At 72.8% G+C, this 21,748-nt stretch carries 20 protein-coding genes; 2 read left to right on the forward strand and 18 right to left on the reverse strand.

Annotated elements, in window-relative coordinates:
* Positions 1-86 precede the first annotated feature (86 nt).
* The 18 genes from ACIGXM_RS16935 to hisI all read right to left on the reverse strand — a co-directional run bounded on the left by ACIGXM_RS16935 (position 87) and on the right by hisI (position 20,274).
* A complete protein-coding gene (locus ACIGXM_RS16935) occupies positions 87-1,544 on the reverse strand; it encodes an aldehyde dehydrogenase family protein (RefSeq protein ID WP_396561493.1) in 1,458 nt (485 codons plus the stop codon).
* A 47-nt stretch (positions 1,545-1,591) separates the two neighbouring features.
* Positions 1,592-2,458: a helix-turn-helix domain-containing protein gene (locus ACIGXM_RS16940; RefSeq protein WP_396561495.1), complete on the reverse strand. Its 867-nt coding sequence runs from the start codon at positions 2,456-2,458 to the stop codon at positions 1,592-1,594.
* A 286-nt stretch (positions 2,459-2,744) separates the two neighbouring features.
* A complete protein-coding gene (locus tag ACIGXM_RS16945) occupies positions 2,745-4,205 on the reverse strand; it encodes a glutamate synthase subunit beta (protein ID WP_396561497.1) in 1,461 nt (486 codons plus the stop codon).
* A complete protein-coding gene (gene gltB / locus ACIGXM_RS16950) occupies positions 4,198-8,811 on the reverse strand; it encodes a glutamate synthase large subunit (RefSeq protein WP_396561499.1) in 4,614 nt (1,537 codons plus the stop codon). The genes ACIGXM_RS16945 and gltB overlap by 8 nt, the downstream gene beginning before the upstream one ends.
* A 466-nt stretch (positions 8,812-9,277) precedes the next feature.
* Complete coding sequence (locus ACIGXM_RS16955) at positions 9,278-10,018, reverse strand: VIT1/CCC1 transporter family protein (protein WP_396561501.1); 741 nt, start codon at positions 10,016-10,018, stop codon at positions 9,278-9,280.
* 141 nt (positions 10,019-10,159) lie between these two features.
* Positions 10,160-11,116 (reverse strand): prolipoprotein diacylglyceryl transferase, encoded by a 957-nt coding sequence (lgt, locus tag ACIGXM_RS16960; protein WP_396561503.1) that lies wholly within the window; start codon positions 11,114-11,116, stop codon positions 10,160-10,162.
* 73 nt (positions 11,117-11,189) lie between these two features.
* Positions 11,190-12,140: a DsbA family protein gene (locus ACIGXM_RS16965; protein ID WP_396561505.1), complete on the reverse strand. Its 951-nt coding sequence runs from the start codon at positions 12,138-12,140 to the stop codon at positions 11,190-11,192.
* 49 nt (positions 12,141-12,189) lie between these two features.
* Positions 12,190-12,717, reverse strand: coding sequence for a MauE/DoxX family redox-associated membrane protein (locus ACIGXM_RS16970; RefSeq protein ID WP_396561507.1), 528 nt, complete (start codon positions 12,715-12,717; stop codon positions 12,190-12,192).
* Between the two features lie 129 nt (positions 12,718-12,846).
* On the reverse strand, positions 12,847-13,023 hold the full coding sequence (locus ACIGXM_RS16975) for a hypothetical protein (protein WP_396561509.1): 177 nt from the start codon (positions 13,021-13,023) through the stop codon (positions 12,847-12,849).
* 195 nt (positions 13,024-13,218) lie between these two features.
* Positions 13,219-14,028 (reverse strand): tryptophan synthase subunit alpha, encoded by an 810-nt coding sequence (gene trpA, locus ACIGXM_RS16980; protein ID WP_396561511.1) that lies wholly within the window; start codon positions 14,026-14,028, stop codon positions 13,219-13,221.
* Between the two features lie 2 nt (positions 14,029-14,030).
* Positions 14,031-15,269, reverse strand: coding sequence for a tryptophan synthase subunit beta (trpB, locus tag ACIGXM_RS16985; RefSeq protein ID WP_396561513.1), 1,239 nt, complete (start codon positions 15,267-15,269; stop codon positions 14,031-14,033).
* A gap of 43 nt (positions 15,270-15,312) precedes the next feature.
* Complete coding sequence (gene trpM, locus ACIGXM_RS16990) at positions 15,313-15,462, reverse strand: tryptophan biosynthesis modulator TrpM (RefSeq protein ID WP_396561515.1); 150 nt, start codon at positions 15,460-15,462, stop codon at positions 15,313-15,315.
* 7 nt (positions 15,463-15,469) lie between these two features.
* Complete coding sequence (gene trpC, locus ACIGXM_RS16995) at positions 15,470-16,285, reverse strand: indole-3-glycerol phosphate synthase TrpC (RefSeq protein ID WP_396561517.1); 816 nt, start codon at positions 16,283-16,285, stop codon at positions 15,470-15,472.
* Between the two features lie 203 nt (positions 16,286-16,488).
* Positions 16,489-16,929: a DUF2752 domain-containing protein gene (locus tag ACIGXM_RS17000; RefSeq protein WP_396561519.1), complete on the reverse strand. Its 441-nt coding sequence runs from the start codon at positions 16,927-16,929 to the stop codon at positions 16,489-16,491.
* Between the two features lie 175 nt (positions 16,930-17,104).
* Positions 17,105-17,374, reverse strand: a complete 270-nt coding sequence (locus ACIGXM_RS17005; RefSeq protein WP_396561521.1) for an HGxxPAAW family protein — start codon at positions 17,372-17,374, stop codon at positions 17,105-17,107.
* Between the two features lie 143 nt (positions 17,375-17,517).
* Positions 17,518-18,144 carry a TIGR02234 family membrane protein gene (locus ACIGXM_RS17010; RefSeq protein WP_396561523.1) on the reverse strand — a complete coding sequence of 209 codons (627 nt, stop codon included), beginning with the start codon at positions 18,142-18,144 and terminating at the stop codon, positions 17,518-17,520.
* 170 nt (positions 18,145-18,314) lie between these two features.
* Positions 18,315-19,829, reverse strand: coding sequence for an anthranilate synthase component I (locus ACIGXM_RS17015; RefSeq protein ID WP_396561525.1), 1,515 nt, complete (start codon positions 19,827-19,829; stop codon positions 18,315-18,317).
* 61 nt (positions 19,830-19,890) lie between these two features.
* Positions 19,891-20,274, reverse strand: a complete 384-nt coding sequence (gene hisI / locus ACIGXM_RS17020) for a phosphoribosyl-AMP cyclohydrolase (protein ID WP_396561527.1) — start codon at positions 20,272-20,274, stop codon at positions 19,891-19,893.
* A gap of 178 nt (positions 20,275-20,452) precedes the next feature.
* Here hisI and ACIGXM_RS17025 point away from each other — a divergent pair, with 178 nt between their 5' ends.
* Together ACIGXM_RS17025 and ACIGXM_RS17030 are read left to right on the forward strand one after the other, a co-directional pair.
* Complete coding sequence (locus ACIGXM_RS17025; RefSeq protein ID WP_396561529.1) at positions 20,453-20,995, forward strand: hypothetical protein; 543 nt, start codon at positions 20,453-20,455, stop codon at positions 20,993-20,995.
* A gap of 47 nt (positions 20,996-21,042) precedes the next feature.
* The gene (locus ACIGXM_RS17030; protein WP_396561531.1) at positions 21,043-21,708 is read left to right on the forward strand and encodes a TIGR03085 family metal-binding protein; all 666 of its coding nucleotides are present in this window, start codon (positions 21,043-21,045) and stop codon (positions 21,706-21,708) included.
* Positions 21,709-21,748: the final 40 nt, after the last annotated feature.

Raw genomic sequence — 21,748 nt, forward strand, 5'->3', positions numbered from 1 at the left:
CAACGCCTTTCTGCGATGGTATGTCCAGTTATGGAAGCTTTCACCCGGTCGGCGCAGAACCCGGTCGCCCCGGAGACGGGCAGCACTCAGAACGGGAAGCGGCTGCGACCGTGCTGGATGGAGATCCACTTCAGGGTGGTGAAGGCGTCCACCGTGGACTCGCCGTTGAGCCGGCCCAGCCCGGAGTTCTTCTCGCCGCCGAACGGCACGATCGCCTCGTCGTGGATGGTCCCGTCGTTGACGTGGATCATGCCGGTCTCGATCCGCTTCGCCACCCGGACACCCCGCTCGGTGTCCCCGGTGTGCACCGCGCCGCTCAGCCCGAACGGCGTGTCGTTGGCCAGCGCCACCGCCTCGTCCTCGCCGTCGAACGGCACCAGCAGCGCCACCGGCCCGAACAGCTCCCGCCGCAGGATCGGCGCGTCCGGGGCCAGGTCGGTCAGCACCACGGGCTCCATCAGGGTGCCCACCGTGCTGCCGCGCAGCAGCACCGTCGCGCCGTCCGCCACCGCCTGGTCCACCTGGGCGGTCAGCGCGTCGGCCTGGACGCTGTTGATCAGCGGGCCGAGCTGGGTGGCCGGGTCCTTCGGGTCACCGACGGTGAGCGAGGCGACCTTGGCCACGAACTTCCCGGTGAACTCGGCCAGCACCGCGCGGTCCACCAGCACCCGGTTGGCCGCCATGCAGACCTGGCCCTGGTGGGCGAAGCGGCTGAAGACCGCGGCGTCCACCGCGTAGTCGAGGTCGGCGTCGTCCAGCACGATCAGCGCGCTGTTGCCGCCGAGCTCCAGGATCGAGCGCTTGAAGTGCGAGGCCGCCACGGTGGCGACGTGCCGGCCGACCCGGTCCGAGCCGGTGAACGCGATCACCTTGGGCACCGGGTGCTCCAGCAGCGCGTCACCGATCTCGGCGATGTCGGTGACCACCACGTTGAGCAGGCCCGCCGGCAGCCCGGCCCGCTCGAAGATCCTGGCGACCAGGGTGCCGCCGACGATCGGGGCGTCCTGGTGCGGCTTCAGGACCACCGCGTTGCCCAGCGCCAGCGCCGGAGCGACCGCCTTGACGGAGAGGAAGAGCGGGAAGTTGAAGGGGCTGATCACGCCGACCACGCCGACGGGCAGGCGGTAGAGCCGGTTCTCCTTGCCGTCCACCGGCGAGGGCAGCACCCGGCCCTCGGCGCGCAGCGACAGCTGCATCGCCTCGCGCAACAGGTCCTTGGTGAGCCCGAGTTCGAAGCCTGCCTTGAGATGGGTGCCGCCCAGCTCGGCGATGATGGCGTCGGTGATCTCCCGCTCGTGCTCCTCGATCACCCGCAGCGCGCGCTCGAAGACCAGCCGACGCTCGTACGGGTTGACTCCGGCCCACTCCCGCTGGGCGGCCTCGGCCGCCCGGTAGGCCTGGTCCACCTGGTCGACGGTCGCCACGGTGATCGAGGCGAGCTTCTCCCCGTTGTACGGGTTGAGGTCGACGATGTCCCAGGAACCGCTACCGGGACACCACTGCCCGGCGATGTACTGCTGCGAGAGTTCCGAAAAATAGGACACCCGACTCCCCTTCACACGTCCTGATGAACACTCATCCTACCGACGGGTCAGGCCTCTTGAAGGAGACTGGTCAGAAGCCGCCTGCTGTCCTCCGGTGACAGACTGTCGGCGCGCAGCCGGTCCAGGGTCGCGGTGTACTCGGCCACCTCGCGCGGTCGGTCCAGGTAGAGCGCGGTGGTGAACTGCTCCAGGTAGACCAGTTCCGGCAGGTCGGGCTCGGGAAAGCCCAGCACCGAGAAGGCGCCGCTCTCCGCGGCCAGCCCGTCGAAGCCCAGCGGCATCACCTGGAGCAGCACGTTGGGCCGCTCGGAGAGCCGCAACAGCTGCTCCAGCTGCCCGCGCATCACCTCCGGCCCGCCGCACGGCCGGCGCAGCGCGGCCTCGTCCACCACGGCCACCAGCTGCGGCGCCCGTTCGGCGGTGAGCAGCAGCTGCCGGCGCAGCCGCACCTCGACCCGGCGCTCGATCTCGCTCGCGGTGCCGCCCGGCAGGCCGAGCCGGATCACCGCCCGGGCGTACCCCTCGGTCTGCAGCAGCCCGGGGACGAACTGCACCTCGTAGGAGGCGATCGAGCAGGCGGCCTCCTCGAAGCCCAGGTAGGTCTGGAACCAGGACGGCAGCACGTCGGCGTAACCGTGCCACCACGGGGTCGCGTTGGCCTCCCGGACCAGGCCGAGCAGCGCGGCCCGTTCCCGCTCGTCGCCGACGCCGTAGAGGGTCAGCAGGTCGGCGACGTCCCGCTCCTTGAAGCTGACCCGGCCCAGCTCCATCCGGGCGATCTTCGATCCGGAGGCCCGGATCTCGTACCCGGCGTCCTCCCGGGACACTCCCCTGGCCTCGCGCAGCCGCCGCAACTGGGAGCCCAGCAGCAGTCGGCGCACCGTGCCGCCGCTGCCGGTCTGCACCGTGCTCATCAGCCCTCCCCTCGTCCGATGCCCCACCCCGGCGGCAGTCTGCCACGTCCCCGCCGCCGCGGGGACCGCCTCGACAGGACCACCACCGGATCCGCCGATCGGCGGATCGTACAAGATCATCACACTGCCGGCCCCGGACGCGACGGCGCCCGCCCCCCACGTGGTCGGGGAGGGGGCGGGCGCCGTCCTGGAACTCCGCGCGGCCCGGCGGCTCTGGCGGGCCCGCGGTGGTGCCGCCCGGCGGACCGGGCAACTGCGGGGAGGGTGGTGCGGTGAGGTTGCGGGGTCAGACCACCAGCGGGCGGTCGGTCGGACGGATCGGGGCGGGCAGCGCGGTGGCGCCGGCGAGGTAGCGGTCCACCGCGGCGGCGGCCGAGCGGCCCTCCGCGATGGCCCAGACGATCAGCGACTGGCCACGGCCCGCGTCGCCGCAGACGTACACGCCGTCCACGCTGGTGGCGAAGGCGCCGTCGCGGGCCACGTTGCCGCGGGCGTCCAGCTCGGCGCCGAGCTGCTCCACCAGGCCGTTGCGCACGTCGGTGCCGGTGAAGCCCATCGCCAGGGTGACCAGCTGGGCCGGGATGGACCGCTCGGTGCCGGGCACCGGTACGAACCGGCCGTCCTTGAACTCCACCTCGACCAGGTGGAGTTCGGCCACGTTGCCGTCCTCGTCCGCGGTGAAGTGGGTGGTGTTGACGGAGTAGACCCGCTCGCCGCCCTCCTCGTGCGCGGAGGTGACCTTGTAGGTCATCGGCATGGTCGGCCAGGGCTGGTGGGCCGGACGGTCGTCGCCCGGCCGCGGCATGATCTCCAGCTGGGTGACCGAGGCCGCGCCCTGCCGGTGCGCGGTGCCGACGCAGTCCGCGCCGGTGTCGCCGCCGCCGATCACCACCACGTGCCTGTCCTTGGCGCTGATCGGCGACTCGACGTAGTCGCCCTCCTGCACCTTGTTGGCCAGCGGCAGGTACTCCATCGCCTGGTGGATGCCCTTGAACTCCCGTCCGGGGACGGGCAGATCACGCGCGGTGGTGGCACCCGCGGCGACCACCACGGCGTCGAACCGCTCGCGCAGCTGCTGCCCGGTCAGGTCGACGCCGATCTCGACGCCGGTGCGGAACCGGGTGCCCTCCGCGCGCATCTGCTCGATGCGGCGGTTGATGTGGCGCTTCTCCATCTTGAACTCGGGGATGCCGTACCGCAGCAGGCCGCCGATCCGGTCGGCCCGCTCGTACACCACCACGGTGTGTCCGGCCCGGGTGAGCTGCTGGGCGGCGGCCAGGCCGGCCGGGCCGGAGCCGACCACGGCGACCGTCTTGCCGGAGAGCCGCTCCGGGACCTGCGGGGTGACCCCGCCGCGGTCCCAGGCCTTGTCGATGATGGTGACCTCGACGTTCTTGATGGTCACCGCGTCCTGGTTGATCCCCAGCACGCAGGCCGACTCGCACGGCGCCGGGCAGAGCCGGCCGGTGAACTCCGGGAAGTTGTTGGTCGCGTGCAGCCGCTCGATGGCGCCGCGCCAGTCGTCCCGGTAGGCCAGGTCGTTCCACTCCGGGATCAGGTTCCCGAGCGGACAGCCGTTGTGGCAGAACGGGATGCCGCAGTCCATGCAGCGGCCGGCCTGCTTGCTGATGATCGGCAGCAGGCCGCGCTCGACGTAGACCTCGTTCCAGTCGCGCAGTCGGACGTCCACCGGGCGGCGCTCGGCCAGCTGCTTCGGGGTCGTCAGGAAGCCCTTGGGGTCAGCCATGTGCCGCCTCCATCATCTTGCGAGTGGTCTCGGACTCGGAGAGTCCGTCGCGCTCGGCGGCGTCCTTGGCGGCGAGCACTGCCTTGTAGTCGGTCGGCATGATCTTGGAGAACCGGGAGACCCCGCTGCCCCAGTCGGCCAGCAGCTCGGCGGCCACCGTCGAGCCGGTCTCCTCGTAGTGCTGCTGGACGGTCGCCCGCAGCCACTCCCGGTCGGCGGCGTCGGGGGCCTCGATGCCCACCATGCCGCCGTTGACGTTGGCCGGGCGCAGGTCCAGCACGTACCCGATGCCGCCGGACATGCCCGCGGCCAGGTTGCGGCCGGTCTCGCCGAGGATGACCACCCGGCCGCCGGTCATGTACTCCAGGCCGTGGTCGCCGACCCCCTCGACCACCAGGGTGGCGCCCGAGTTGCGGACCGCGAAACGCTCACCGGCCTTGCCGCGCAAGTGGATCCGGCCGCTGGTGGCGCCGTACCCGATGGTGTTGCCGGCGATCACGTGGTGCTGGGCGTCGGCGCCGATCGCCGCCGCGTCCCGGGCCGGCCGGATCACCAGCACGCCACCGGAGAGGCCCTTGCCCACGTAGTCGTTCGCGTCGCCCTCCAGCCGCAGGGTGATGCCGCGCGGCACGAAGGCGCCGAACGACTGCCCGGCCGAGCCGGTGAAGGTGACGTCGATGGTGCCCTCGGGCAGGCCCTCACCGCGGTACCGCCTGGTCACCTGGTGGCCCAGCATGGTGCCGACCGTCCGGTTGACGTTGCGGATCGGCAGCTGGATCCGGACCGCCTCGCCGCGCTCCAGGGCGTCCTGGCTCAGCTCGATGAGCTGGTTGTCCAGCGCCTTGTCCAGCGCGTGGTCCTGGTCGATGGTGCGGTGCAGCGCCGCGCCCGCCGGCAGCTCCGGCACGTGGAAGAGCGGGGCCAGGTCGAGCCCGGCGGCCTTCCAGTGGTCGACGGCGGCGGTCGGGTCGATGTGCTCGGCGTGGCCGACCGCCTCCTCGATCGAGCGGAAGCCCAGCTCGGCGAGGAGCTCGCGGACCTCCTCGGCGATGAACTCGAAGAAGTTGACCACGAACTCGGGCTTGCCGGAGAACCGCTCGCGGAGCACCGGGTTCTGGGTGGCCACGCCGACCGGGCAGGTGTCCAGGTGGCAGACCCGCATCATGATGCAGCCGGAGACCACCAGCGGCGCGGTGGCGAAACCGAACTCCTCGGCACCGAGCAGCGCGGCGATCACCACGTCCCGGCCGGTCTTCAGCTGGCCGTCGGTCTGCACCACGATCCGGTCGCGCAGGCCGTTCAGCAGCAGGGTCTGCTGGGTCTCGGCCAGGCCGAGCTCCCACGGGCCACCGGCGTGCTTGAGGCTGGTCAGCGGGGACGCGCCGGTGCCGCCGTCGTGGCCGGAGACCAGCACGACGTCCGCGTGCGCCTTGGAGACGCCCGCCGCGACCGTGCCGACGCCGACCTCGGAGACCAGCTTCACGTGGATGCGGGCCTGCGGGTTGGCGTTCTTGAGGTCGTGGATCAGCTGCGCCAGGTCCTCGATCGAGTAGATGTCGTGGTGCGGCGGCGGGGAGATCAGGCCGACGCCCGGGGTGGAGTGGCGGGTCTTCGCCACCCACGGGTAGACCTTGTGTCCGGGCAGCTGGCCGCCCTCGCCGGGCTTGGCGCCCTGGGCCATCTTGATCTGGATGTCGTCCGCGTTGACCAGGTACTCGGAGGTGACGCCGAACCGGCCGGAGGCGACCTGCTTGATCGCCGAGCGGCGCTCCGGGTCGTACAGCCGCTCCGGGTCCTCGCCGCCCTCACCGGTGTTGGACTTGCCGCCGAGCCGGTTCATCGCGATGGCCAGCGTCTCGTGCGCCTCCATCGAGATCGAGCCGTAGGACATCGCGCCGGTGGAGAACCGCCTGACGATCTCGGAGACCGGCTCGACCTCCTCCACCGGGACCGGCGCACGGCCCCTGGCGTCCAGCTGGAACAGGCCGCGCAGCGTCATCAGCCGCTCGGACTGCTCGTTCACCCGCTCGGTGTACTGCTTGAAGATGTCGTACCGGCGGGTACGGGTGGCGTGCTGCAGCCGGAAGACGGTGTCCGGGTCGAACAGGTGCGGCTCGCCCTCGCGGCGCCACTGGTACTCGCCGCCGATCTCCAGCGCGCGGTGCGCGGCGGAGATGCCGGAGGCCGGGTAGGCCTTGGCGTGCCGGGCGGCGGTCTCCCGGGCGAGCTCGTCCAGGCCGATGCCGCCGAGCTTGCTGGTGGTACCGGCGAAGTAGCCGCCCACCAGCTCCTGGGAGAGGCCGATCGCCTCGAACACCTGGGCGCCGCGGTAGGAGGCCACGGTGGAGATGCCCATCTTGGACATCACCTTGAGCACGCCCTTGCCGAGCGCCTTGATCAGGTTCCGGATCGCCTTCTCGGGCTCGACCCCCTGGATGAAGACGCCCTGGGCGACCAGGTCCTCGACCGACTCCATCGCCAGGTACGGGTTGACCGCGCCCGCGCCGTAGCCGATCAGCAGCGCCACGTGGTGCACCTCGCGCACGTCACCGGCCTCGACCAGCAGCGAGACCTTGGTGCGCTGCTTGGTGCGGATCAGGTGGTGGTGCGCCGCGGAGGTGAGCAGCAGCGAGGGGATCGGCGCGTGTTCGGCGTCGGAGTGACGGTCGGACAGCACGATGATCCGGGCGCCGTCCGCGATCGCCGCGTCGGCCTCGTCCGCGATCGCCTGGAGCCGGGCGGCCAGCGCCTCGCCGCCGCCGGAGACCCGGTAGAGGCCGGAGAGGGTGACCGCCTTCAGGCCGGGCTGGTCGCCGTCGGCGTTGATGTGGATCAGCTTGGCGAGCTCGTCGTTGTCGATCACCGGGAACGGCATGGCGACCGAGCGGCAGGCGGCCGCCTCCGCGCCGAGCAGGTTGCCCTCGGGGCCGAGGTTGCTCAGCAGCGAGGTGACCAGCTCCTCGCGGATGGCGTCCAACGGCGGGTTGGTGACCTGCGCGAACAGCTGCACGAAGTAGTCGAAGAGCAGCCGGGGCTTCTCGGAGAGCGCGGCGATCGGCGAGTCGGTGCCCATCGAGCCGAGCGCCTCACCGCCGGTGCGGGCCATCGGCGCGAGGATGACCCGCAGCTCCTCCTCGGTGTAGCCGAAGGTCTGCTGGCGGCGGGTCACCGAGGCGTGGGTGTGCGCGATGTGCTCGCGCTCGGGCAGCTTGGAGAGCTGGATCTGGCCGGCGGCCAGCCACTCCTCGTAGGGGTGCTCGGCGGCGAGGGCGGACTTGATCTCCTCGTCGTCGACGATCCGGTTCTCGTCCAGCGAGACCAGGAACATCTTGCCGGGCTGCAGCCGGCCCTTGCGGACCACCTTCTGCTGGTCCAGGTCGAGCACGCCGACCTCGGAGGAGAGCACCACCAGGCCGTCCTCGGTGACCCAGTAGCGGGCCGGGCGCAGGCCGTTGCGGTCCAGCACCGCGCCGATCCGGGTGCCGTCGGTGAAGGTGACGCAGGCCGGGCCGTCCCAGGGCTCCATCAGGTTGGAGTGGTACTGGTAGAAGGCCCGCCGGGCCGGGTCCATGGTGGCGTGGTTCTCCCAGGCCTCCGGGATCATCATCAGCACGGAGTGCGGCAGCGACCGGCCGCTGAGGTGCAGCAGCTCCAGGACCTCGTCGAAGGAGGCCGAGTCGGAGTGCTCCGGGGTGCAGATCGGGAAGATCCGGTCGAGGCCCTGCCCGTTCTCGTTGGCCGGAATCAGGTCGGTGGCGAGCTGGGACTCCCGCGCGGTCATCCAGTTGCGGTTGCCCTTGACCGTGTTGATCTCGCCGTTGTGCGCGACGAAGCGGTACGGGTGGGCCAGCGGCCAGCTCGGGAAGGTGTTGGTGGAGAACCGGGAGTGCACCAGGCCGAGGGCCGAGGCGAAGAGCCGGTCGGACAGGTCCGGGAAGAACGGCTCCAGCTGCCCGGTGGTCAGCATGCCCTTGTAGACGATGGTCCGCGCGGAGAGCGAGGGGAAGTAGACCCCGGCCTCGCGCTCGGCACGCTTGCGCAGCACGAAGGCGATCCGGTCCAGCTCCAGGCCGGTCCGCTCGCCGTGGGTGACGAAGAGCTGGCGGAACCGCGGCATCACCGAGCGGGCGGTGGCGCCCAGCAGGTCGGGGGCGGTCGGCACGTCGCGCCAGCCGAGGACGGTCAGGCCCTCCTCGGCGGCGATGGCCTCGATGGCGGTGACCGCGGCGGCGTCGGCGGCGTCCTCGTCGGGGAGGAAGGCGATGCCCACCGCGTAGGAGCCGGCGGCGGGCAGCTCGAAGCCGGCCCTGGCGCGCAGGAAGGCGTCCGGGATCTGGGTGAGGATTCCGGCGCCGTCGCCGGAGTCCGGCTCGGCGCCGGTGGCACCGCGGTGCTCCAGGTTGCGCAGGACGGTGAGCGCCTGCTCGACGATGGTGTGATCGGCCCTGCCGGTCAGCGTGGCGACGAAGCCGACGCCGCAGGCATCGTGCTCGTTCCGCGGGTCGTACAGGCCCTGAGCAGCAGGTCGCGCGTCCGGGACGAGCGAGTAGGGGCGCACGGCGCTGCCCTGGGGCTCGTCGGCGGAGTGCGGGGATGCAGACAGCATCGGCTCTCCCGTCGTCGTCTTGGCATGGGGGGCATCTCCCGGCCGACGGCCGGTGGAGGTGCGGGTGCAACAGGGACGACGTTGGCCCTCTGCGGGTTCGTGCAAGTTACATGATGCCCAACATCCCGGGAAGTGGAATCTGTCGTCCACATGGCGGACGCAACCCCAGGTCAGAGGCTGTTACCGGCCGGTAATGGAGGCAAAGGGGGCGGACTACGCGGTCCGCGCGCTCCCCCAAGTGTGCCCCGCCGTTAACCGCCCGAAACAGAGTGGAAATCCGCCGGGGCGGGCGCCCGCGTGAGCCGTCCTGTGATTCCGCCCTCCGGGCGCGGTCCGAGGCGCTGGACCGATGGCCCTGGGCGCCCGACGGCGAGGGTAGGGCGGACCGGCGAGGCCGGCCGATGTGTGGAACATCACTCGCCCGTCCGTATGAACATGCAGACCGGCGTACGTTCCGACAGCCCGGTCAACCGACGTGGCCACCGATGAGCCAGCCCAGCAGGTAGGTCACCCCGGCCGCCCCGCTGCCCAGCACCAGCTGCCGCAGGCCGCTGAACCACCAGCTGCGGGCGGTCACCCGGGCCACCACCGCGCCGCACAGGAAGAGCCCGAGCAGCGCGATGACCAGCGCCGGGAGCAGCGAGGTGGCGCCCAGCAGGTAGGGCAGCAGCGGCAGCAGCGCGCCGAGCGCGAAGCAGCCGAACGAGGAGACCGCGGCCACCAGCGGGTTCGGCAGGTCGTGCGGGTCGATGCCGAGTTCCTCCCGGGCGTGGACCTCCAGCGCCTGCTCCGGGTCGCGGGTGAGCTGCCGGGCCACCTCGTGGGCCAGGTCCGGGTCCACCCCGCGGCCGACGTAGAGCTGGGCCAGCTCGGCCAGCTCGCCACGCGGGTTGCGGCGCAACTCGATCCGCTCGGCCTCGATCTCCGCCTCGACCAGCTCGCGCTGCGAGGCGACCGAGGTGTACTCCCCCGCCGCCATCGAGCAGGCGCCGGCCGCCAGGCCGGCCAGGCCGGTGAGGACGATCGTGCCGTGGCCGGCCGCGCCGCCGACCACGCCGGTCATCAGCGCGAAGTTGGAGACCAGGCCGTCCATCGCGCCGAACACCGCCGGGCGCAGCCAGCCGCCGTTGACGTCACGGTGGTGGTCGGCGTCCGGGATCCGTGGGGGCGGGTTGTCCAGGGTGGGCTCGGCGACGATGGTGCTCATGGCGTTTCGGCCTCCGGTGCGGAATTCCCCCCTGTCCGCAGCCGGGCACGGCGCATCACCGTGGGAAAAGGGCTGCCCGCAGGGCTGTCATGCTCCGAAAGTAGTCCGATGATCTGACGCTTTCCAGCAAGCAAGCCCTGGCTAACCTCGCTGACCTGCGGTTTCGTCCCCAGAGGGTCCGCCGGCTTCGGTGTCGGCCGACCCGGCCGCAGCTGAGTCCGCCGCTGGTGGCTCCACCACGGCCGACTCCGCTCCGGGCGCCTCCGCCCGGACGGTCGGATCGATCGAGTCCGGCGCCTCCCGACCCGGCCGCTTGCGGCCGACCACCACCAGGTACACCACCGCGCCGAGGAAGACCACGATCGAGGTCCAGTCGTTCAACCGCAGGCCGAGGATGTGGTGTGCCTCGTCGATCCGCAGGTACTCGATCCAGGCCCGCCCCACCGTGTAGGCGGCGACGTACAGCGCGAACGCCCGGCCGTGGCCCAGGGTGTAGCGGCGATCGGCCCAGAGCACCAGGAACGCGACACCGACGCACCAGATCGACTCGTACAGGAAGGTCGGCTGGAAGACCCCGTTGACCACCGTGCCGTCCGGCAGCGTCTTGTGGATCTCCAGGCCCCAGGGCAGCTTGGTCGCCCGGCCGTACAACTCCTGGTTGAACCAGTTGCCCCAGCGCCCGCAGGCCTGCGCGAGCGCGATGCCCGGCGCGATGGCGTCCGCGTAGGCCGGCAGCGGGACCCCCCGCCGTCGGCAGCCGATCCAGGCACCGACCGCGCCGAGCGCGATGGCCCCCCAGATGCCGAGCCCGCCCTCCCAGATCCGCAGCGCGTTCCACGGGTCCTGGCCCTTGTCGAAGTACAGCTGGTGATCGGTGATCACGTGGTAGAGGCGACCACCGACCAGCCCGAACGGCACCGCCCAGACCGCGACATCGCCGACCGTGTGCTTGCCGCCGCCGCGGGCGACCCAGCGCTTGCTGCCGAACCAGACGGCGACGGCGACACCGATGATGATGCAGAAGGCGTACGCGCGCAGCGGGATCGGGCCGAGGTGGATGACGCCCCGCGACGGGCTCGGAATGTAAGCGATATCCATGACAAGGTCGACGCTACCCCGTCGTGATCCGGAGATCCGCACTCACCGACGCCCGCTCGCGGAAAACCCCCGCTCAGCCGGTGGAGCTCGCGCCGGCGCTGGCACTCGCGGTGGCACTCGCACTCGCGGTGGCACTGGCACTGGCACTCGCGGTGGCACTGGCACTGGCACTCGCGCTCGCGGCCGGGGTCTGCGAGGCGGTACCGGTCGGCGCGGGACTCGCCGAGGCCGACCCGGTGGTGCCCAGCGGCTTGCCGGCGTTCGCCTCGTTCACCCACTTCACCAGGTTGGCCGGGGTGATCTCCTCGTTGCCGTTCTTCGGGTAGATCGGCTTGCCGTTGAGCAGGATGGTCGGGGTCGAGCTGTAGCCGGACTTGTCGAAGTCCTGCTCCACCGCGGAGACCCAGCTGCCGTAGGTGTTGTTCTTGACGCAGCCCTCGAAGGCCGGTGAGTCCAGCCCGGGGACCTGCTTGGCCAGGTCGACCAGCTTGTTCCGGTCGGCCCAGGGGTCGGTGGTCTCGTTCGGCTGGTTGCGGTAGAGCACGTCGTGGTAGGCGCGGAAGTACCCGGCGTTCTGCGCGCACGCCAGCGCGTTGGCGCCGTTCTTGGAGCCCTTGCCGTTGTCGTGCCGGTCGATGAAGGACACGATGTGGTAGTTGCCGTAGAGCTTGCCCTGGTCCTGCAACTGGTCCACGGTCGCGGCGAAGTCGTGCTCGAAGGCACCGCAGGCGGGACAGCGCGGGTCCTCGTAGACGGTCATCGTGGACGGCGCGTTGGCCGGACCGTCCGGGATCACCAGGCTCTTGTCGCCGATCGCGCCGGCCGGCGCGGCGGTCGGCCGGTCCGGCGCGGAGCGCTGGCTCTGCACCGCGACCCCGACGCTGACCGCGGCCGCCAGCACCACGCCCACCGAACCGAGGACGACCAGCTTCTTCCTCCGCGCGGCCTGGCTCTCCTCCGTGGCCCGCTTCTCCAGCATCCGCTCGCGGGCCGTGCGCTTGCCTTCTCGGTTCTTCTCGCTCATGACTTGCTCTCAACTGCTCTCGACGACGTGCGGGATCGGGGTGGGGTGGCTAGCCGGCCAGCCAGGCGTCGGCCGACAGCCTGGTGCGGGGGCGGAACACCAGCCAGAGCGCCAGCAACAGGAAGCCGATGTCCCGCAGGATCTCCTGCAGGTACTCGGTCTGCGAGGCGTCCACCGCGCCGCCGCCGCCGAAGCAGCCGCAGTCGATCGAGATCCCGCGCGCCCAGGCGGAGGAGATGCCCGCGATGAAGGTCAGCAGCAGCACCGTGGAGATCACCCCGACGATCCGCACCCCGAGGCCGACCACCAACAGCAGGGCCACCGCCAGCTCCAGGAACGGCAGCCCGTACCCGACCGGTTTGACCAGCCCCTCCGGCAGGATCCGGTAGGCCCGGACCGCCTGGGCGGCCACCGCCGGATCGGAGACCTTGGCCAGCCCGGCCCAGGCCCACACCACGGCCAGGCCCAGCCGGACGGCGGTGCCGGTCCACTCGACCGCCCCGGTGGACCGGCCGACCGGCACGGCCGGTGGCGCGACCGGCTGAGCCGACGCGCTGTCATGCTGACTGTCCATCATGATCTGTGCGACCCCCTCGGGAACACCGTCCACCCGGACCGACCTGCGGCCTGGGCTACCTGATGAACCGTAGGGGATATGACCCTGTTCCTGCACATTACCCCATTCACCCGAATGGGGGAGGAAACACTATCTGCCCGGTTTGACCACCGGGGCGGGCGCCGGCTGGGTGGCCTGCTGCGCCGCGCGCTCCGCGCCGCGCTTGGCCAGCGCGTGGCCGACCGCGTGCTCACCCCCGAACGCCGCGGCCAGTACCAGGACGGCGGCGGCGGCCCTGACGAGTACGGCACGCTGGAGGCAGGGCACGGAAGCTTCCCCTCAAACGGTCAGAAGTGCGCGAACACAGACGGCGAGAGACATTCCCCCGGCCGCCTCCGGTCCAACGCCCGGTCACTATTGATGACACGTCAGCCGCACATTCTTCACCCGTACGGGGAAGGCCGCGAACGCCGACGGCCCGCCACCCCCTCGGCGGGGGCGGCGGGCCGTCGAGCCGTCGGGTCAGCGCTTGCGGACCCCCGCGGCGAGGTCCGCGGCGAGCGCCCGGACGGCCGCCAGGCCGGCCTCCTCGTCCCCGTCCGCGTCCAGGATCCGCTGGACGAAGGCCGAGCCGACGATCACGCCGTCCGCGAAGCCGGCCACCTCGGCCGCCTGGGCCGCCGTGGAGACCCCGAGACCGACGCAGACCGGCAGCTCGGTGGTGGCCCGGGTGCGCGCGACCAGGTCCTCGGCCAGCTCGCCGACCTGGGCCCGGCTCCCGGTGACCCCCATCACGGCCGCCGCGTAGACGAAGCCGCTGCCGGCCGCGGTGACCTCGGCCAGCCGCGGGTCCCGGCTGCTCGGCGCGACCACGAAGACGGTGTCCAGACCGTGCTCGGCCGCCGCCGCGCGCCACGGCCCGGACTCCTCGACCGGCAGGTCGGGCAGGATCACGCCGGCCCCGCCGGCCGCGGCCAGGTCGGCGGCGAACCGGGCGGTGCCGTACCGGTCCACCGGGTTCCAGTAGGTCATCACCAGCACCGCGGCCGCCGGGTGGGCCGCCGCGACCTCCTGAACGGTGCGCAGCACGTCCTTGATCCGGACCCCACCGCGCAGCGCGATGTCGTCGGCGGTCTGGATGGTCGCGCCGTCCAGCACCGGGTCCGAGTGCGGCAGGCCGACCTCGACGATGTCGCAGCCGCCCTCGATCAGGGCGTTGACCGCCCGGATGCCGCCGTCCACGGTCGGGAAACCGGCCGGCAGGTAGCCGACCAGGGCGGCCCGGTTCTCCGCCTTGGCGGCGGCGAGGATCTCGGTGAGCTTGGAAGCCATGGTCAGTTGCCCCCCTCGGCATCGGTGTCGTAGAGGCCGAAGTACTGCGCGGCGGTGTGCATGTCCTTGTCGCCCCGGCCGGAGAGGTTGACCAGGATGGTCGCCCCCGGGCCCAGCTCGCGGCCCAGGTCGAGCGCGCCGGCCAGCGCGTGCGCGCTCTCGATGGCCGGGATGATCCCCTCGGTGCGGGAGAGCAGGCGGAGCGCCTGCATCGCGGCGTCGTCGGTGATCGGGCGGTACTCGGCCCGGCCGGTGTCCTTCAGCCAGGCGTGCTCGGGGCCGACGCCCGGGTAGTCCAGGCCCGCCGAGATGGAGTGGCTCTCGATGGTCTGGCCGTCCTCGTCCTGCAGCACGTAGGTGCGGGCGCCGTGCAGCACGCCCGGGTCGCCCTTGGTGAGGGTGGCCGCGTGGCGCGGGGTCTCGGCGCCCTCGCCAGCCGCCTCGCAGCCGACCAGCCGCACCCCGGCGTCCGGGATGAACTCGTGGAAGATGCCCATCGCGTTGGAGCCGCCGCCGACGCAGGCGACCACGGCGTCCGGCAGCCGTCCGGTGCGCTGCAGCACCTGCTCGCGGGCCTCGATCCCGATCACCCGGTGGAAGTCGCGGACCATGGCCGGGAAGGGGTGCGGCCCGGCCACCGTGCCGAACAGGTAGTGGGTGTCGTCGACGTTGGCGACCCAGTCGCGGAACGCCTCGTTGATGGCGTCCTTGAGGGTGCGGCTGCCGGACTTCACGGCGACCACCTCGGCGCCGAGCATCCGCATCCGGGCCACGTTGAGCGCCTGCCGCTGGGTGTCGACCTCACCCATGTAGATCGTGCAGTCGAAGCCGAAGAGCGCGCAGGCGGTGGCGGTGGCCACGCCGTGCTGACCGGCGCCGGTCTCCGCGATGATCCGGGTCTTGCCCATCCGACGGGTGAGCAGGGCCTGGCCCAGCACGTTGTTGATCTTGTGCGAGCCGGTGTGGTTGAGGTCCTCGCGCTTGAGCAGCACCCGCGCGCCGCGCGCCTCGGCGGAGAACCGGTGCACGTCGGTGAGCGGGCTCGGGCGGCCGGTGTAGTCCTTGAGCAGGGCGTCCAGCTCGGCGGCGAAGGCGGGGTCGCGCTTGGCCTTCTCGTACTCGTCGGCCACCTGCTCGACGGCGGCGATCAACGCCTCGGGGATGAAACGGCCGCCGTAGGCACCGAAGTAGCCTCGGGCGTCGGGCACCTGCGGGCCGGACGGGGTGTCGTGGGAGGACATGGGTGTTCCTTGGTCAATGGTGTACGGGACGACGGAACGGCGTTCAGCCGTGCGTCCCGCGCCATCGACGGCCCGGCACCTGGCCGGGCTCACAACCGATCACGTAGCGCACCCGACGGCCCAGCACCCGGCGCGCGGGAGCGCGGCAGCCGCGCGGGCGGCAACCGGGGGCGAGTCGGGCGGCGAGTGACACGGCGCGGTCAGTCCCGTCCGTCGTGGTGGCGCAGCGCCGGGTGGGCGCCGGCCGCGACCAGGTCGGCCACGGCGGCCTTCGGGTCCCTGCCGGTGACCAGCGACTCGCCGACCAGGACCGCGTCGGCGCCCTGGTTGGCGTAGGCGATCAGGTCGTGCGGGCCGCGCACGCCGGACTCGGCCACCTTGACGACGCCGGCCGGGATGGCGTGCACCACGTTGCCGAAGGTGTCGCGGTCCACCTCGAGGGTCTTCAGGTTGCGGGCGTTCACGCCGATGATCTTGGCGCCGGCGTCGACCGCGCGGGCGATCTCCTCCTCGTCGTGCACCTCGACCAGCGGGGTGAGCCCGATCGACTCGGCCCGCTCGATCAGCGAGACCAGGGCCGGCTGTTCGAGCGCGGCGACGATCAGCAGCGCGAGGTCCGCGCCGTGCGCCCGGGCCTCCCACAGCTGGTAGGCGGTGACGATGAAGTCCTTGCGCAGCAGCGGGGTGTCCACCGCCGCTCGGACCGCGTCCAGATCGGCCAGCGAACCGCCGAACCGGCGCTGCTCGGTGAGCACGCTGATCGCGGCGGCGCCACCGGCCGCGTAGTCGACGGCCAGCGCCGCCGGGTCGGCGATCGCCGCCAGCGCGCCCTTGGACGGGCTGGAGCGCTTCACTTCGCAGATCACCCGGACCCCCTCGCCGCGCAGGGCGGCCACGCCGTCCTTCGCGATCGGGGCCTTGGCGGCCAGCTCCTTCAGCTCGTCCAGGGAGACCCGGGCCTGCCGCTCCGCGAGGTCCGCGCGGACCCCGTCGATGATCTCGTCGAGCACACTCACTCGGGGCCCCCATCAAATCTGCTTGCCGGATGTTCTGATCAGCCTCCGGGCGTGCGCGCCGCCGTTGGATCCGGTCGGACCCGATCTGGGCGGAACGCCCCCGTCGGCTCCTCGATGGTATCGGCACCAGGGGCGCGCGGCGCATTCACCCGGCGTGGATCTCGCCCAGCGGACCCCCGGCGGGCCGAACGCCCCCGCCGAGGTCAGACCGCGGGCGGCGCCAGACCCGCGCCACCCGGCAGGTTGCGCACCACGGTGAACACGACCAGGACGACGACCAGCAGCACCGTCCAACCGGGTCCGAGCGAGAGCCGCGGCGGCGGGCCGCCGGTCAGCGCCGCCCAGGCCCAGCGGAGCCAGTAGACGCCGAGCACCGCGAAGAGCACCACGGCGAGCAGGTTGTCGTGGCAGGCGGTGGTGAGGTCACCGTGGGTCAGCGCGTGCACGCAGCGCAACCCGCCGCAGCCGGGGCACCACCAGCCGGTGGCCTGCCGGAACGGGCAGGTCGGATAGTGACCCGGGCTGTTCGGGTCCACCACCGAGACGTAGAGGGTGGGCAGGGCCACCGCGCCGAGCGCGGCGAACGGGCGGGCCAGCCGGCGGGCCGCCGAGGGCCGGCCGACCGGGGTACTGGGGGCGGTCACCCGCTGATTGTGCCCCGACCTCGGCCGGGCCCGCAGTCGAGCGCGCGGGAACCGGCGTGGGGACGGCGGCGAGCGCTCTTCGACCGTGAACGCGCGCGGACCGGGGCGCCCGGGGCCGGTGAGGGCCCGGGCACCCCGGTCCGCGCGGGTGCCGCAGGTTTGCGGGGGGCTTGACTCAGCCCGCGTTGGCGGTGAGGGCGGCGGCCTGCGCCTTGGCGTAGGCCTCGGCCTTGTACGCCTCGACCGCCGGGTCGGGCTGCACGCCCATGCCCGCCATGGCCATGGCCTTGCCGACCACGCCGGCGAGCACGACGACCGCCATGCCGACGGCGAAGAACATCACCGACTCCATGATCATGGCAGCACCGGCAACGCAGAAGCCGGCGAAAGCGATCGCCGACCCGGTCCAGGCGGCGACGGAGTGTCCGTGCGAGGCAGCCGACATCTGATGGTGCTCCTTGGTTCTACGGGTCCTACCGAGCCCGGCGGATGGTCACCGTCCATTGTGGCGGACCCTTATCCGCGACCCAAAGCCGGGGCGCCGTGACAGCCGTCACCCGGACGGACGGGTCCGGCTCGCGGACCGACTCAGCTCGTGGTCGGGTCCTCGCCGCGGTCCAGCGCCTTCCAGAGGTCGGCGGGGGTCTCGCGGAGGCCGGCCGCCGCGGCCGGCCGGGCCGGGCCCGTGGTCGGCGCGTCGTACCGGGCGCCCATCCCGGGCCAGGCCCGGCCGCACACCACGGTGACCAGGCCGGCCGCGGCCAGCAGCACGCCACCGACCGCCGCCACCCACGGCCAGGCGGTGTGGGTGACCTGCGAGGCCGTGGTGCCGACCAGCGCGAGCTTCTGCGCGGCGGTCTCGTCCAGCGCGTTGGTGTTGCGCGCGCCGAGCGCCGCGCCCACCGTGGCCCCGATCCCCGCCAGCGTGACCAGCACGCCCACCAGCAGCCGCCCGAACCCGCGGACCGCGAACACCGCCACCGCCGAGGCCAGCGCGACCAGCGCCAGCGCGCCCGGCAGACCGGAGATCTCGCTGCCGGTCGCGGTCACCGAGAGGTGCCCGCTCACCTGGCCCTGCGCCCACACCCGCCCCCCGGCGGTCAGCACCAGCACCGCACCGAGCGCGATGAGCAGCAACATCAGACCCAGGCTGCGCCGGGAGGAGGACGGGGCGGCCGACGGGTCGGCACTGTGGGGCGGGGGCGAATCGGTCACCCGACCACTATCCCCCGTCCCCGATCACTTCCGCGCACCGCCCCCGACTCAGCCGCTCCGCTCCCGCGGGAACCCGCCGGTGCGGAGCGCTGCGCACGGTGCCGAGCGCTCTCGGTCGCCGGCGCCGTCACGCCCAACGCCTCCCGGCGGACTCGGGGCCCCGACGAGCCTCAGAGCAGCGGCGCGCGGAGGGTGTTGGCGGTGGCCACCGCGCGCAGCACGGCGGCGGCCTTGTTGCGGCACTCGGTGTCCTCGGCGTGCGGGTCGGAGTCGGCCACCACGCCCGCGCCGGCCTGCACGTACGCGGTGCCGTCGCGCAACACGGCGGTGCGGATGGCGATCGCGGTGTCCGAGTCGCCCGCGAAGTCGAGATAGCCGACGCAGCCGCCGTAGAGGCCGCGCCGGGTGGGCTCCAGCTCCTCGATGATCCGCATCGCACGCGGCTTGGGCGCCCCGGAGAGGGTGCCGGCCGGGAAGCAGGCGGTGAGCACGTCGAAGGCGGTCCGGCCGGCGGCGACCTCGCCCGTGACGGTGGAGACGATGTGCATCACGTGGCTGTAGCGCTCGACGGACATGAAGTCGACCACCTCGACGCTGCCCGGGGTGCAGACCCGGCCCAGGTCGTTGCGGCCGAGGTCGACCAGCATCAGGTGCTCGGCCCGCTCCTTGGGGTCGGCGAGCAGCTCGGCGGCCAGGTCGGCGTCCTCCTGCGGGGTGGCGCCGCGGTGCCGGGTGCCGGCGATCGGGTGCACCATCGCCCGGCCCTCGGTGACCTTGACCAGCGCCTCCGGGCTGGAGCCGACCACGTCGAAGCCGCCCTCGGCGCCGCCGTCCGGGCCGGGGAACCGGAACAGGTACATGTACGGGCTCGGGTTGCTGGTCCGCAGCATCCGGTAGACGTCCAGCGCGGAGGCCGGACAGGGCACCTCGAAGCGCTGCGACGGGACCACCTGGAAGGCCTCGCCGGCCCGGATCCGCTCCTTGACCACCTCGACCGCGGCCCGGTAGGGCGCCCCGCCGAACGGCGAGTGCGCCTCGACCGTGGTCGGCGTGAAGGTGGCCAGCCCCGGCTCGACCGGCTTGGCCAGCTCGGCCTCCATCGCGTCCAGCCGGGCCACCGCGTCCGCGTAGGCCTCGTCCACGCCGGTGTCCAGGTCGTTGTGGTTGACCGCGTTGGCGATCAGCAGCACCGTGCCGTCGGCGTGGTCCAGCACCGCGAGGTCGGTGGCCAGCAGCATGGTCAGCTCCGGCAACCGGAGGTCGTCCGGAGTGAGCTCGGGCAGCTTCTCCAGCCGCCGGACGATGTCGTAGCCGAGGTAGCCGACCAGGCCACCGGTGAGCGGCGGGAGGTCCTCGGTGTGCCGCGGGGTGTGCAGCGCCTCGACCGCGGCGCGCAGCACCTGCAGCGGGTCACCGCTGGTCGGGATGCCGACCGGCGGGGTGCCGTGCCAGCGGGCGTTGCCCTGGCGGTCGGCGGTCAGCGTGGCGGCGCAGCGCACTCCGACGAACGAGTAGCGCGACCAGCTGCGGCCCTGCTCCGCCGACTCGAGCAGGAAGGTGCCCGGGCGCTCGGCCGCCAGGCTGCGGTACAGCCCGAGCGGGGTGAGGCCGTCCGCCAGCAGCCGGCGGGTGACCGGGATGACCCGGGTGTCGACGGCGAGCTTGCGGAAGGCGTCGAGGTCCATGGACGGCACCGTGTTCTCCAGCGGTCGATCGGTGGGAGGGCCTGGCCGAGTGGCTCAGGCTTCAGTGGCTGAGCAGGACGTCTTCGTCGAAGCAGGTCCGGGCGCCGGTGTGGCAGGCCGCGCCGACCTGGTCGACCCGGACCAGCAGGGTGTCGCCGTCGCAGTCCAACGCCACCGACTTCACGTGCTGGACGTGGCCGGAGGTGCCGCCCTTGACCCAGTACTCGCGGCGGCTGCGGCTCCAGTAGGTGCACCGGCCGGTGGTGAGGGTGCGGTGCAGCGCCTCGTCGTCCATCCAGCCGAGCATCAGCACCTCGCCGGTGTCGTACTGCTGCGCGACGGCGGGCACCAGCCCGTCCTCGGTGCGCTTGAGGCGGGCGGCGATGGCCGGGTCGAGGGCGGTGCTGCCGGCGGCGGCGGGGACGGGGGGCGGTGCGGATGACATGCGGCCATTCTGGCAGCACCGGCCGGCCGGACCGAGCACTTTCCGATCTTCGGACCGCCGCCGCCCACCCTGCGGACCGCGCGGGACCGGCCCGGCCCGGTCCCGGTCCACCTCGCGGACCCGACCGGCTCGGCGAAACCGCCCCCGCGCCCGCCCGCGCTGCGGGATTCTGGTGCGCATGACCACCGAGCTTCCCCAGCGCCGGCCCCGCCGCGGGCGGTTGATCGCACTCGCCGTCGGGTTGTTGCTGCTGGCCGGCGCCGGGACCGCCGTGCTGCTCCGGCCCTCGCCGCACCGGCCGGTGGCCGCGCCGCCCGCGCCGCCCCGGACCAGCGCGCCGCCATCCCCCGCCACCAGCCCGACCCCGCAGTTGCCGTACCCGTACTTCGCGGCCGGCAGCTGCCTGGACAACCCGCAGCTCAGCACCGGCATCACGACGACCGTGGCACGCCCCTGCGACCAGCCGCACGACGCCGAGTCGATCGCCAACCCGCGGCTGCCGGACGGGATCACCGGGCGGGACCAGGGTCTCGCGATGTGGAAGCTCTGCCAGCCGTACTTCCAGGCCTGGTCCGCCAAGCAGGGCGGCGGCAAGTGGTACAGCTTCCCGGTGGGCCCCGACGTCTCCTTCTACCAGCAGGGGATGCGCGCGGTGAGCTGCACGATGGCCACCTCGGACGCCCAGGGCGGCGCCAAACTGACCGGCCCGCTGAAGAGTTGACCGCGCGGCAGCGGCGACCACCGGCGGTGGCTGGGTACGCTGGCCCGATGGCGAACCACGCGCAGGCCCAACGGGCCAGGCTGGCCGGACTGCTGACCGGGGCCGGGCCCGACGCCCCCACCCTCTGCGCCGGTTGGCGCACCCGTGATCTGGTCGCCCACCTGCTGGTGCGCGAGCGCCGGCCGGACGCCGCGCCGGGCATCCAGCTGCCGGCGCTGGCCGGCTGGACCAGGCGGGTGCAGGACGGCTACGCGCGCCGGCCGTACGAGCGGTTGGTGCGGGAGTTCCGCGGCGGCCCGCCCCGGCTGTCGCTCTTCGCACTGCCCGGCGTGGACGAACTGGCCAACGGCGTGGAGTACTTCGTGCACGCCGAGGACGTCCGGCGGGCCGCTCCCGGCGGCTGGGAGCCGGAACCGCTCGACCCGGAGCTCACCGAACTGCTCTGGCGGCGACTGCCGTTGCCCGCCCGGATCGGGGTGGGCCGGCGGACCCCGCTCCGGGTGCAGCTGCGTCGCGCCGACCGTCCGGGCCTGCTGACGGTCGGCGCGCCGGACGGTGAGCCGGTGGAGGTGGCCGGCGAGCCGGCCGAGCTGCTGCTCTTCGCCTTCGGTCGCGGGGCGCGCGCCCGCGTCGTGGTGGACGGCGCGCCGGCGGCGGTGGACGCCCTGCGCGCCCGCCTGCCGCTCCCGGCGGCGGACGCGTCGGACGGCTGACCGGGCTCCCCGGTGACGCCGTGCCAACCCGGGCGCGCCC

Origin of the sequence: Kitasatospora sp. NPDC052896, assembly GCF_044547075.1 — a bacterium.
GTDB lineage: Bacteria > Actinomycetota > Actinomycetes > Streptomycetales > Streptomycetaceae > Kitasatospora.